Annotated in this window: 11 protein-coding genes; 5 read left to right on the top strand and 6 right to left on the bottom strand. The window is 45.1% G+C overall.

Annotated features, from left to right (window positions below; all coding sequences use genetic code 11):
- Positions 1 to 70: 70 nt before the first annotated feature.
- Positions 71 to 892 (bottom strand): DUF2989 domain-containing protein, encoded by an 822-nt coding sequence (locus CAG68_RS14945; RefSeq protein ID WP_161441323.1) that lies wholly within the window; start codon positions 890 to 892, stop codon positions 71 to 73.
- A 101-nt stretch (positions 893 to 993) separates the two neighbouring features.
- Between CAG68_RS14945 and CAG68_RS14940 the strand changes: the two genes are divergently transcribed.
- Positions 994 to 1,278 (top strand): YeaC family protein, encoded by a 285-nt coding sequence (locus CAG68_RS14940; protein ID WP_005380700.1) that lies wholly within the window; start codon positions 994 to 996, stop codon positions 1,276 to 1,278.
- 95 nt (positions 1,279 to 1,373) lie between these two features.
- Here the strand turns inward: CAG68_RS14940 and ansA are convergent, their stop codons facing one another.
- Both ansA and sppA read right to left on the bottom strand, forming a co-directional pair.
- Positions 1,374 to 2,387: an asparaginase gene (ansA, locus tag CAG68_RS14935; RefSeq protein WP_005384922.1), complete on the bottom strand. Its 1,014-nt coding sequence runs from the start codon at positions 2,385 to 2,387 to the stop codon at positions 1,374 to 1,376.
- Between the two features lie 164 nt (positions 2,388 to 2,551).
- On the bottom strand, positions 2,552 to 4,402 hold the full coding sequence (sppA, locus tag CAG68_RS14930) for a signal peptide peptidase SppA (protein ID WP_161441322.1): 1,851 nt from the start codon (positions 4,400 to 4,402) through the stop codon (positions 2,552 to 2,554).
- Between the two features lie 224 nt (positions 4,403 to 4,626).
- Between sppA and CAG68_RS14925 the strand changes: the two genes are divergently transcribed.
- Positions 4,627 to 6,639 (top strand): FAD-dependent oxidoreductase, encoded by a 2,013-nt coding sequence (locus CAG68_RS14925; RefSeq protein WP_161441321.1) that lies wholly within the window; start codon positions 4,627 to 4,629, stop codon positions 6,637 to 6,639.
- 60 nt (positions 6,640 to 6,699) lie between these two features.
- Here the strand turns inward: CAG68_RS14925 and CAG68_RS14920 are convergent, their stop codons facing one another.
- Complete coding sequence (locus CAG68_RS14920) at positions 6,700 to 8,016, bottom strand: MFS transporter (protein WP_086046941.1); 1,317 nt, start codon at positions 8,014 to 8,016, stop codon at positions 6,700 to 6,702.
- A 173-nt stretch (positions 8,017 to 8,189) separates the two neighbouring features.
- Between CAG68_RS14920 and CAG68_RS14915 the strand changes: the two genes are divergently transcribed.
- Together CAG68_RS14915 and CAG68_RS14910 are read left to right on the top strand one after the other, a co-directional pair.
- The gene (locus CAG68_RS14915; protein WP_005380711.1) at positions 8,190 to 8,738 is read left to right on the top strand and encodes an NAD(P)H nitroreductase; all 549 of its coding nucleotides are present in this window, start codon (positions 8,190 to 8,192) and stop codon (positions 8,736 to 8,738) included.
- A gap of 103 nt (positions 8,739 to 8,841) precedes the next feature.
- Complete coding sequence (locus CAG68_RS14910) at positions 8,842 to 10,803, top strand: DNA topoisomerase III (RefSeq protein WP_042522502.1); 1,962 nt, start codon at positions 8,842 to 8,844, stop codon at positions 10,801 to 10,803.
- A gap of 50 nt (positions 10,804 to 10,853) precedes the next feature.
- On the opposite strand, the gene CAG68_RS14905 is transcribed toward CAG68_RS14910, so the two are convergent.
- Both CAG68_RS14905 and CAG68_RS14900 read right to left on the bottom strand, forming a co-directional pair.
- Positions 10,854 to 11,060 carry a hypothetical protein gene (locus CAG68_RS14905; protein WP_005380717.1) on the bottom strand — a complete coding sequence of 69 codons (207 nt, stop codon included), beginning with the start codon at positions 11,058 to 11,060 and terminating at the stop codon, positions 10,854 to 10,856.
- A gap of 183 nt (positions 11,061 to 11,243) precedes the next feature.
- The gene (locus tag CAG68_RS14900) at positions 11,244 to 11,933 is read right to left on the bottom strand and encodes an SDR family oxidoreductase (RefSeq protein ID WP_005384911.1); all 690 of its coding nucleotides are present in this window, start codon (positions 11,931 to 11,933) and stop codon (positions 11,244 to 11,246) included.
- Positions 11,934 to 12,204: 271 nt separating this feature from the next.
- Here CAG68_RS14900 and CAG68_RS14895 point away from each other — a divergent pair, with 271 nt between their 5' ends.
- A complete protein-coding gene (locus tag CAG68_RS14895; protein ID WP_161441320.1) occupies positions 12,205 to 13,128 on the top strand; it encodes a histone deacetylase in 924 nt (307 codons plus the stop codon).
- Positions 13,129 to 13,310 lie beyond the last annotated feature (182 nt).

Raw genomic sequence — 13,310 nt, 5'->3', positions numbered from 1 at the left:
GTTGTAAGTAGAAAACAGAGTGTAGTTCCACCCAAAGAAAAGCTCCCGCCAATTGCGGGAGTTTTTTCGTTTATATCTCTTTGGGTATCATTGCTGGAGAGTAGTTCCCTCTCTCTATGGCTTTCGCCACCAATTCGGCTAATTCATCCAACTGCTTATATCGCTCTGGATGACTGAAATTGAACATACGTTGGAGCTGCTTTTCATCAGCAAGCGGTACGTCGAATCTCTTCGCGACCATTGCCCATAGATACGCTTGCTCTTTGTCTCCAAGCCCCTGATGAATACTTGCCATTGACTTGAGAATGACCGGATTGATGTTGTCTTCATCAGATAAAGACAACGCGTTATTAAGAAGCTCCAGGGTTTTCTTGGTATCTCGGTTGGTATAAAAAGTGGCTAATGCATATTGCATCTCAGCATTATTTAATTGGGGAGACCCTTCCATTTGTAAAAATGCGCGCCGAGCTTGAGTATCTCCCGTTTGAGACCATAAGAAATACAAAGTAGCCGGGTCTTCTGAGCCTTTTAACTCGTTTACAATGCGCTCTAGCTCATCAATACTGTGTACCAATGCATTAAAGCGTTGTCTTTTGAGAGCACTTTGATCAATAGGGGTGATCTGGGAGGCGAGTTCTAAGCACTTCCTATATTCAGCGACCAGACCGTATTCGATGATTTGGTTGGCCTCTGATGGGTTTTTCAATTGCTCAAACCGATGCCAAACCAAATTTGTTCTTGGAATTCGACATTGGCCGTCATCCATATTGAGCTGCTCGCAACGCAGTTCTGGTGTTTTTTGGCACAACTCTTCGGTTGTCACGTTACCTTCAAAACAGCCCGATAGCGCAAAACATGCGAGGCTGAGAAGTAACCAGTTTGTTCTTTTCATGGCTTTGCTTGTGATCCGTTACACCAATTCATTTTCGTATTCTTGACTCAGTTTCTTAACCCGTTATGTTCTGTAAATAGAATGTAATAAGAAGGTACACTATGGACGCAGAACAACTATTACAAGCGATGACTCCAGAAGTTTATGATCGCTTAGTGTATGCAGTAGAAACGGGAAGATGGCCTGAGGGTACAACACTTTCTAAAGAGCAGCGAGATTCGTGTATGCAAGCTGTGATGTTGTATCAATCAAAACATAATACTGATGCGCAGCATATGACGGTTGCAGCCGGTGGTGAAATCAGTTTTAAATCAAAACAAGAGCTTAAAAAACAATTCAGCGGAGAAGAGAGCGATATTGTTCGTGTCAATCCGAACATTGATTAATCCTTACGCCTTATTTCTCAAAATTTTATTATTTTGATTTTAAAAGAAAAAAGCCCAAATTGTATTGGGCTTTTTAGATCGTAGAAAGCTTGAACTTACAGGCTCATTTCACCACGTAGTACTTGTTGCATTCTCTCTTTTACTTCTTCGTAAGAAAGGTTTTGGCTTAGAAGGTAGTGTAGTTTTGCCAGCGCCGCTTCGGGCGTCATGTCAAAGCCACTGATAACACCAGAGTCTGCGAGAGCACAACCTGTAGCATATCCGCCCATATTCACTTTACCTGCCAAACACTGAGTTAGGTTTACGACAATAACGCCGCGCTCAGAGGCTTCTTTCAGGTGACCAAGCAGCTCAGGGTTCTGAGGAGCATTACCGACACCAAAAGTCAGAAGAATCATCGCATTCACGGGCTGACGAAGCGTGTTGCGGATAACTTCGTGTGAAATACCAGGGTACATGGTGATCACACCGATTGGTTGTGGCGTGATGTTGTGAACCTTAAACTCACCTTCTGGTTGTGCACCAACGGTTATGCTGTTGCTAACTTGAATATTGATCCCAGCTTCCAATAGTGGAGGAAGGTTTGGTGAAGTAAAGGCATTAAAACCGTCTGCATGAGATTTTGTGCTGCGGTTACCACGCATCAATTGATTATTGAAGAACAAAGTTACTTCGTTGATCGGGTAGTTTGCCGCAATATGTAGTGCGTTTAATAGGTTTGCTTGGCCGTCAGAACGCAGCTCTGCGAGAGGGATTTGTGAACCCGTTACAATCACTGGCTTACCAAGGTTTTCAAGCATGAAAGACAATGCGGACGCTGTGTACGCCATGGTGTCAGTACCATGTAGGATAACGAAACCATCGTATTTGTCATAGTTGTCACGAATATCATTCGCAATCTGCTGCCAGTCAGCAGGTGTCATATCTGATGAGTCAATCAGAGGGTCGTATTCGTGGATGGTGTAATCCGGCATTTCAGGACGATGGAATTCGGGCATGCTTGCTAATTGCTTTTCCATAAAGCCAGCAACAGGCACATAGCCGTGGTCGGATTTTTGCATTCCGATGGTACCACCGGTGTAAGCGATGTAGATGTGTTTTCTAGTCATCGTTTTTTCTTTCGTGTAGGGGAACAGAGGCGGGGATTATATACCTAAATAACCTTGAGATGCGAGGCTATACGTACAGCATCAGAAAGTCATCTGAGGAGATGCAAAGCCTAATAAAAAGGGCACTTCAAGTAGAAGTGCCCTTTGTAATATTGATGGAAAAACTACTGCACTTGGCAGTTCAAACAAAATGCGTATTGACCTTTAGGATCGTTGAAGCTTTGGAGCAAGCTTGCGTCTTGTTCGAATTGTTGAGCTACGGGTTGAAGACTTTTTGGTAGCAAGCTTGTTGCATCAATACCTAGAGAGGCTTTCACCTGTTTCATAAACTCTTGTAGAAATAGTTCAGTAGGTGAAAGAGGCTCTTCTACCCAGTAAATGCCGTAATCGGTTAAGTTCGCTAGTTTCGCCGCTAGCTCTACAGCATCATCAAAGTCACCCATTTGATCGACAAGACCAAAGGATAGTGCATCTTGGCCAGTCCAAACTCGACCTTGAGCAACTTTGTCAACTTCCTCTAGAGACATATCGCGATTCTCGCCAACTAGAGAAATAAAGCGCTTGTAACCGTGCTCGATACCTAATTGGAACACTTGAGACGCGCCCTCAGAAAGGCCAGTGGTAATACCGTCACCTGAGAACGGCGATGTGCCAACGCCATCAGTATTAATGCCTAACTTGCTAAAGCCTTTTTCAAATGTGGTGATGACACTAAATATACCAATGGAGCCCGTCAGGGTTGTTGGCTGAGCAACGATTTTGTCTGCGCTCATTGAAATCCAATAACCACCAGAAGCGGCCAAACTCGACATGGATACAACAACCGGCTTACCTGCTTGCTTCAGAGCTTCTACTTCGTTACGAATCACTTCAGAAGCAAAGGCACTGCCTCCTGGGCTATCTACTCGCAACACGACCGCTTTCACTTTTTCATCATTGCGTGCTTGACGCAGCAAGCTTGCGACCGTGTCACCACCAACAGTTCCGCGAGGTTGTTGACCGTCCATAATCGCGCCACTGGCTAGAACAACGGCGATGTCGTGCTGAGGTAGTGTGTAATCGGGGCGAATCGTTGCAAGGTAGTCGTAGTAACCAATCGCGTTGTAGCTGTCTTTGCCGTCGCTACCAAACTGTTTTGCAAATAGAGTGCGAATGTCTTGGCGTGTAGCAAGTTCATCCACTAGCCCCAATTTGACTGCGAGCTGAGCAATATCGCCATTTACAGACTTCATCTCGTTAATCAGCTCATCCATGGTTGGATTAAGCACTTTCGCATCAATGTTTCGGTTTGTTGTTACGTCATCAACAAAAGCACTCCACAATTGAGTAACCCAACGTGTTGCTGACTCTTTCGCCGCATCGGACATGTCATCACGAATAAACGGTTCGATAGCGGATTTATAAGTACCTACGCGAAAAACATGAGTAGAAACGTCAAGCTTTTCAAGTAACGTTTTGTAGTACATTGAGTAAGCGCTGTAACCTTTAATCAATACACCACCATCAGGTGCCAGATAAACTTTGTCAGCGTAACTTGCCAAGTAATATTGGCTTTGGTTGTAGAAATCACCTACGGCGTAAACGGGTTTGCCTGACGCTTTAAATTCGTTCAACGCTTTCGCGATGTAACGTAGTTTCGTGAGATTTGTTTCTGGCATGTCTCGCAGTGCTAGCACTAATCCAGACACTTTAGGATCGTCTTTCGCGTAGCGAATAGTATCAACGATATCGAAAAGGACGTTTTCTTTCGGTAACTCATTGCCCAAAAGGGAACCAGCAAAAGAGTCCATTGGATTTACATAGCGTCTTTGTTCGACAATCGGACCTGAAAGGTTCATCACCAATGCCGACTCTTTTTCGACGACGGGTTGACCGTCTCCGGTATAAGTAAAAGCAAAGTAGAAAACGGCAATCATCAGCAAGAAGATCAGGTTTGCCAGTGCGAGTCTGATAAAGGTGATGCTCTTCCATATCCCTTTAAATATCAAACCAATAAATTTGAAGAGTTTTTTCATCTTGTCTCCATAACGAGATAGTTACGCCGAGTCTAACAAAGTATGGGTTCTTATCTCTAAGATCTCAAAAGATAACATTTTTTTAGCTTATCACGACCACTCAACAATTGGCATATTTTCACGCGAGATTGATCGGTGTTACAAAAATGTAAACGCTTGTTTGATTTTTTGGTTGAGCGGGCTTAATCTGGTCAGACCATGATAATAACAATGGATGTTAAGTGATGTCTGCCATGTACCCAAACCTATTAAAGCCACTGGATCTCGGTTTTACACAATTACGAAACCGAGTCCTGATGGGATCAATGCACACGGGCTTAGAAGAGCACAAAGAAGGATTACAGAAGCTCGCGGCTTTCTATGAAGAACGCGTGAAAGGCGGTGTTGGACTGATTGTAACCGGAGGTTTTTCTCCTAACTTACGCGGTCGTTTGCACCCGTTGAGTGCTGAGTTCAGCAAGCCAAAGCATGCTAAGGCCCACAAAGTTGTGACAGAAGCGGTGCACAAGCACGGTGGCAAAATTGCCCTACAAATTCTTCATGCTGGGCGTTATGCCATGCATCCATTCTCGCAAAGTGCGTCTGGCATTAAAGCGCCAATTGCAAAGTTTGCTCCGAGTGAAATGAGCGACCGCCAGATTAAGAAAACCATTGATGCCTTTGCGAACAGCGCTGAGTTAGCCCAGCTTGCTGGTTATGATGGCGTCGAGTTAATGGGCTCGGAAGGTTACCTGATAAACCAATTCTTATGTAAGCGCACGAACATGCGTTACGACGAATGGGGTGGCAGTTACAAAAAACGTATGCGTTTTCCGTTAGAAATTGTTAAAGCGGTTCGTAAGGCGGTGGGCGACAAGTTCATCATCATTTTCCGTCTCTCTATGCTGGATCTTGTCGAGCAGGGCAGCACATTTGAAGACGTTATCGAATTGGCGAAAGCGCTTGAAGAGGCTGGCGTCACGATTATTAACACTGGCATTGGTTGGCACGAGGCTCGAATTCCGACCATTGCGACTCAAGTACCACGTGGTGCGTTTACATGGGTTACGGAAAAAGTTAAACCTCACGTTTCGGTTCCTATTATCACTTGCAACCGTATAAATACGCCAGATGAAGCAGAACGCATTTTATCTTCAGGTCATGCCGACATGGTTTCGATGGCGCGCCCATTCTTGGCCGATCCTTACTTTGTTGCTAAAGCCGAACAGGAAAAAGCGCAGCTTATTAATACGTGTATTGGTTGTAATCAGGCGTGTCTAGATAACGTGTTTAAAGGTAAGCGCGCCAGTTGCTTAGTGAACCCTCTAGCGTGCTATGAAACCGAAATTGTTGTTGAACCAGCCTTTAAAAAGAAAAACATTGCAGTTGTTGGTGCTGGACCTGCGGGCTTGGCTTGTGCGACCACACTGGCTGAACGTGGCCATAAGGTTGATTTGTTCGAAAAGAACGACCGCATCGGTGGTCAGTTCCGTCTTGCGATGCAGATCCCTGGTAAGGAAGAGTTTCGAGAGACGATACGATATTTCGCTAACCGTATTGATGAAACAGGCGTGAATCTGCACTTATCGACGGAAGCGAACTATGACTTACTCACAGAATACGATGAGATAGTGATGGCATCGGGTGTTGAGCCACGTAAAGTCAATATTGATGGAATTGATAACCCAGAGAAAGTCGTCGACTATCAAACTCTCATTCGAGACAAAACGCCAGTCGGTGAGAAAGTGGCTATCGTTGGTGCTGGTGGCATTGGCGTAGATGTCGCGACCATGCTCACAGAGCCAGTTGGACAAACGTTGGATGACTGGTTGCATGAATGGGGAATCGACAAGGAGATGTCTCAGCCGGGTGGTTTATACCCTTACCCTGATGCGGTCAGCGATAAAGAAGTCTGGGTACTTCAGCGTCGTAAAGGTCGTGTAGGTAAAGGTCCGGGTAAAACGACAGGTTGGATCCATAAACGTACCCTTGAAAAACGGGGCGTACATTTAGTCGGTGGTGTGTCTTACGATAAAATTGATGATCAAGGTTTGCACATTCATGTAGACGGAAGCGCGCAGGTACTTAATGCAGACAAAGTTATCATTTGTGCTGGGCAAGAGTCTGTACGCCCGTTTGAAGATAAATGGTCTGAACTTGGAGAGAAGATTCATATCATTGGCGGAGCTGACCATGCGGGTGAACTTGATGCTGTGCGTGCGATTCGTCAAGGTGTTAAATTGGCGGTAAAACTCTAGCTTTTTAATGTGTGTTTACCATGAAAGCTGCGCTTTGAGCGCAGCTTTTTTTGTATAGAACTAGTCACTGATATCTGGCAGTTGTTTGGCCATTACTACGCCAGCAAGAGTAATAAAAGAGAACACTAACACCACTGCTGAAAGGCTCAAAAAGTTCGACATAACACCAAGAGAACTCATTAGAAGCAGCATTATTCCAACCACCGTGTTACTCACGGCTACATAGCTTGTCCGCTTGTCACCTTCTGCGATATCAACTAAGTAGGTTTTTCGTCCGACTCGTATTCCGTCGTGGGCAATACACACACAAAAGTAGAGCAGAGGAATCACGAATAGGAAGCTTTGGCTAGCGGTGACCCACGTATCGTAAACAAATAAAACAACGCCAAGTAGCGCGCTCATCGTTGCGCCGATGACCATCACACTGCGGCTAGAGCGATCGGACATTCTTCCCCAGAAAGGACCTGACACAAAGGAGGCCAAGCCACTCGCAAACATAAAGAGAGCTAGCACCCAGAGTTGTCCACCGAGAGATTGCTGTGCCAGCACAACGTAGTACGGTGCACTCAGCGCAGAACATAAAAATAGTGTCCGCGTGATAACGAATCGACGAAAGGTCACGTCTGTTTTAAGTAACGCGAGTTGTTTAAATGCCTCAAGGACGCCATTTCTACCACCATCTACCTCACCGGCATACTCATTAATTCGCGCATAGACGAATGCAGCGATGAGCCATATGACGCCCGCTAAGCCTAAACTCAGACCGTAAAAGCGCTCTGTCGGCTCTACGTCCCATAACCAGGCTAGTGCCAGAAGGCTAGCGAAAAGCAGCGTAACTAGGCCAGCAGCGCTTGAAGACCAGCCGTTGACTTGACCTCGTTGGTTTTTAGGGATGGTTTTGCCCAATACATCTTTTGATGCGACGGAATTTAAACCGCGTGAGAGGCTGAAGATCACAAGGCATGCAATCACACCATAACCCGCAGCTGCTCCTGTTAGAGTTAATGCGACCAATCCGATTGCAAATATGGAAAGAGCCTGCAAGATGCTGCCAATTACCCAGACCCATTTTCTTACTGGAATGCGTCGGATGTAGTGCGCGATGCTAAGTTGTGGGATAAGGGATCCTGACTCACGAATAGGAACCAGCCAACCAATTAAGTAAACCGGAGCTCCGAGACTTTGTAGTATCCACGGCAACGTGACTTTAGGGTTGATTAACGCATCGCCGACCTTCGTTAAAAACTGAGCGAGAATGATTTTAAGAAAGTTGCCGGGAACTTGATGACAAGCTGATTCAGGAATCGCCTTACAGGCACGGGCATCTTCGTCATTAACGATCTTTTCGTAAATGCTGTTTTGTTTGTCCTTGTTCATCAACCTGCCTATGTTCAACTTATTCATTTCGCGAATAAATTAACATTAAACCCAGTTTGATGTTAAGTGAAGCACGTTATCAAGCCCCCAGAAAACCGGTTGTTATTCGCAGGAGCAGATTGTGCTAAAGTGGCGTAAACAAAATAACAACGATATTCAATAAGGATTCTTTCATGGACGCTCTCGATCTTTTGCTCAATCGCCGATCTATCGCGAAGTTATCCGCGCCTGCACCAGAAGGTAAAGCACTTGAGAACATCATTCGTGCAGGCCTTCGTGCGCCTGACCATGCGGGATTAACCCCTTGGCGTTTCGTTATCGCACAGGGCGATGGTTTGAAAAAACTGTCAGATATCTTGGTAAAAGCGGCAGAAGCTGAAAATAGTGATGAAGCGGTGGTCGAAAAGGTAAAGAATGCCCCATTTCGCGCACCAATGGTGATCACTGTTATTGCTAAAGTAACAGAACATGAGAAAGTACCAGCACTAGAGCAACACTTATCTGCGGGATGTGCTGTACAAGCGATGCAAATGGCAGCCGTAGCGCAAGGCTTTCAAGGATTTTGGCGCTCAGGTAAGTGGATGTTCCATCCAGAAGTTCATCAAGCATTTGGTTTAGAAGGTGACGATGAGATTGTTGGTTTCTTGTACTTAGGCACGCCTGGTTGTACACCGATGAAAGTTCCTGAGCGTGATCTTTCTCAGTTTGTTGAGTTTCTATAACTGAAAACTCAAATATACTGACTGTTTATTTATACAGTTTTTCTTGATTTATTAGGGCTACATTCGATAATGTGGCCCTAATTATATTTGTTTCCAAAACGTTATGTCTCGTCTGTTTATTGCTGAAAAACCAAGTTTAGGCCGTGCGATTGCCGCTGCACTGCCAAACCCTCAAAAGAAAGATCAAGGATTCATCCGCTGTGGGAACGGGGATATCGTTACTTGGTGTATCGGCCACTTACTCGAACAGGTCGAACCCGACGCTTACGATGAGCGTTACAAAAAGTGGAATATGGCAGATTTACCAATTGTTCCGCAGCAATGGCAGCTCAGACCGAGGAAAAGTGCAAGTAAGCAATTAACAGTGATTCGTAAATTGCTCAAAGAAGCTAACGAAGTCATTCATGCAGGAGACCCAGATCGAGAGGGTCAGCTGTTAGTTGATGAAGTTCTGGACTATTGCAAGTTATCTAAAACCAAGAAGGAATCCACACAGCGTTTGCTGATTTCCGACTTGAACTTACCTGCGGTGAAACGCGCACTCAGTTCTATGCGCAGTAATCGCGAGTTTATCCCACTTTCAGTTTCTGCATTGGCTCGCTCTCGGGCTGATTGGTTGTATGGCATGAACATGTCTCGTGCTTATACCTTGCTTGGTCAAAAAGCAGGGTATCAAGGTGTTCTCTCGGTAGGGCGAGTGCAAACGCCAGTTCTTGGCTTAGTGGTGCGTCGTGATGAAGAAATCGAAAACTTTGTCCCGAAGGACTATTTTACCCTACATGCTCTGATCCCATATCAAGATGCCAATGGTACTTTTGATATTCGTGCTCGTTGGAAGCCAAGTGAGGCATGCAAGCCTTGGCAGGACGAAGAAGGTCGAGTATTAAACCGTAAGTTGGTGGAAAATGTTGCAAACCGTATTGCAAATCAACCCGCAAAAGTGACAGAGTCGGAACAAAAGCAAACCAAGCAATCAGCACCATTACCCTATTCGTTATCTGCTTTACAGATCGATGCCGCGAAGCGCTATGGTATGAGTGCGCAACAAGTACTAGATACTTGTCAGGCATTGTATGAAAAGCACAAGCTGATCACTTACCCGCGTTCAGATTGTCGCTATTTACCAATGGAACACTACTCACAAGCAGGGATGGTGACAACTGCTATTGCGAATAACGCAAAAGAGTTGCAAGTTGCCGTTCAGGGAGCAGACTTAACATTAAAGTCCAAAGCCTGGAACGATAAAAAAGTGGATGCGCACCATGCGATTATCCCTACACCGAAGCAAGCTAATGTGAATGCGCTTTCCGGCAATGAGATGAAAGTGTATCAATTGATTGCGCGCCAGTACCTCATGCAGTTCTATCCGGCGGCGGTTTACGCAGAAGCGAAATTGGTTTTCGATATCGCTGGTGGTACGTTTGTCGCGAAAGGTCGTCAGTTAGTTTCGCCGGGTTGGAAAGCGCTAATGGGCAAAACTGACAAGGAAGATGAAGGTATTGATGCCGTGCCACCGCTACCCGAAGGCACCGTGTTAACTTGTCGTGAAGGGGAAATAAAAGACCGAAAAACCGAGCCACCAAAGCATTTTACCGAGGCATCGCTGTTGCAAGCGATGACCGGGATCGCCCGTTATGTTGCGGATAAAGAACTGAAAAAAATCCTTCGTGACACTGATGGGCTAGGCACGGAAGCGACTCGCGCTGGTATTTTGGACACGCTGTTCAAACGCCAACTGCTTACGCGTCAAGGTAAGTCAATTCTCAGTTCTCCTGCGGGAAGAGGTCTCATTCATGCCTTGCCAGAAGATTCAACATACCCTGATATGACGGCTCATTGGGAGCACCAGTTACAAGGTATGGCAGAGAGAAATCAAGCATATCAGCCGTTCATGCAAGCACTGGAACAACGCATTGATAGCTTGATGGCACAAGTAAAAGCAGGGCCTATCCCTGATTCATTACGTCATCTACCCAAGGTGGAACGTCCTGCGTTTAAACGTAAAAAGCGCAGTTATTCAAAGAATGGTGGCGCGACTAAATCTCGTTCAACCAAAGGTAAGTAGGCATAGGACAAGCGCGGCGTAATTAAACACCGCGCATGCTTGAAAATAGATTACTCGAACAGGTCACCGTGGTTTTGGATCGCGCCTCTTACTTCACCTTGAGTTAACACGCGTTTGTCCAGTACCTCTTTCACCTGGTTGCCCAAGTCAACTAATGTATCTCGATTCGCTTGAGTTTGGCGTTTACCAGCACTTCTCAAGCAGTAATTTAGTTCGTGCTCTTCGCTAAAATTAACCAAATCCCTATCTGCTGCCATCGAGCTTTCTCCTTATTTGTTCTACTTTTTCCTAAGTCTGGATTGGATGTAGATAAATTCAAGTTAGATTGCGCGAATTATGCTGGTGGATCACTGATGAACATTATGTTTGCCAACCAAGTCACGATTATGAAGCCTGGCTTTGATGGTATTTGGTTTAGTGATGGTTGTGTCTTAATGCTGCTACCAAGGTAACTCAGTACCATCGTAGTTAATAAATCGACCTGAAAGCTGCGGTGTGCTCAGTTCTATCACGTTCGCTAGGCCTTGCGCGGAGGTTTGCGTATCTATCAAAGCATTTGGCCCGCCCATCGCCGTTTTTACCCAACCAGGGTGAAGCGCCAAAACAGTAAACCCTTCAGGTGTTAAATCATTACTTAAGCTTTTAACAACCGAGTTAAGCGCCGCTTTCGATGAGCGATAAATATAGCCGCCGCCGGACGTATTTTCGGTCATACTGCCGACTTTTGATGAGATACAAGCAATCTTTTTCATCTTGCCTTGTTGTAAGCGAGGGTAACAGTACTCAACCAGTTTTAACGGAGCAATGGTGTTTACTTCGAAGACTTTACGCCATGCTTCTACGTCAGTATTTCCAAAGCCATATCCCTTGGGGCCGTAATATCCTGCATTATTGATGAGTAAGTCGATGGCAGGGAGTTTATCGGCAAGCTTAGCGACTTGTTCGTAGTGCGTGACATCCAGTTCGTGCAAAACTAGATTGCTGAATTGTGAGGCTAGAGTTTGTAGTTCTGAACTGTTCTCTAAGGAACGGCTAGTAGCATGTACTTGGTGGCCTTGCTTCAGGTACAGCTCAGTTAAGCTAAGGCCAATGCCGCGATTTGCTCCGGTAATAAAGACGGTTTGACTCATACAAACACCTATGTTTTTTTGATTTCAGTTGAAAGTCATTGTGTTAGTTGAGCACAATAAAATCAACCAACCACCACGCACCAACAACAAGAGATGAAAATAGGGACAGGGCACAAAGAGAGCCAAACAGTGCGCCGAGAATAGCAAAGAAAGTAGAATTCATATGTATATTAAATTTAATTGATATTGAAAATCATTATCAATTAAATTGCGTTTTATTCAACCCTTTAAGTTGATACTATTTCGTTACCATTGTTATTAAGAATTTCTCATGCTGCCATTTATCTACCACCCGATTTATTCTCAACTTGAGTTGCCAGAGGGGCATCGTTACCCAATTATGAAATACCAGTACCTCTATGAATCGGTATTGGTGCATATAGAGAAAGATAACTGGAAAGAGCACACGCAGTTTTTCCAGCCCGAAGCATTAACTGTTGGGGAAGTAAAACGTGTTCATGACGAGGAATACGTCGAGTTACTTGTTAGTGGAAACATGCCAGCTGCGAAGATGCGCCGAATAGGTTTTCCTTGGAGTGAGTCTCTCATTACCAGAACGCTAACGTCAGCAGCGGGCACGGCTCTGACCGCAAAAAAGGCACTTGAGTACGGTGTGGCCATTCATTTGAGTGGTGGGTATCACCACGCACACAAAGAGTTTGGCAGTGGTTTTTGTTTATTTAATGACTTAGTGATCGCGGCCAGGCAAGCGCTCGAAGTCGAGCATGTCGATAAAGTATTGATCATTGATAGTGATGTTCACCATGGGGATGGAACAGCAACTTTATGTGACGATGAGCCAGATATCATCACGCTTTCTTTCCACTGTGATAAAAACTTCCCAGCGAGGAAGCCTCGGTCTGATCTCGATGTGCCTTTGGTGCGAGGAACAGGTGATGAGGACTTTTTAATGGCGTTTAAAGAAGTGGTCGATATGGCACTTAATCTTCATCGCCCTGATTTAGTTATCTACGATGCTGGTGTCGATATACATCAAGACGATGAGCTTGGATATTTTGATGTGTCGACGCAAGGGATCTTAGAACGTGATAGATTTTTAATGCAAACAGTGAAATCTCGAGGTATCCCTGTCGCAGCTGTCGTTGGAGGTGGATATCGAACGAATCATGCTGACCTCGTCCCAATCCATTTGCAGCTTATCAATGCCGCTAAAGAAGTCTTTATTGATGAGTAGATACAACTAGACGTAAATATCAAATTGATTCAACACTGGAACGAACGAAAAGGGCATTAATTTTTTGTGGGTTCTTTCTGAGTGTGGCGGAGTGCTTAGTTGCGTTCAAGAAGTGATAAGTGATTTGTACAAATCTTTTTAAGTCTGGAGATGCGAAAAAGCCCGCTAATTTCTTAGCGGGC

Origin of the sequence: Vibrio sp. V42_P2S4T144, from assembly GCF_009904715.1 — a bacterium.
GTDB classification, from domain to species: Bacteria; Pseudomonadota; Gammaproteobacteria; order Enterobacterales; family Vibrionaceae; genus Vibrio; species Vibrio alginolyticus.
The sequence above is the reverse complement of the archived record's forward strand: the minus strand, read 5'-3'. Positions and strand labels throughout refer to the sequence as shown.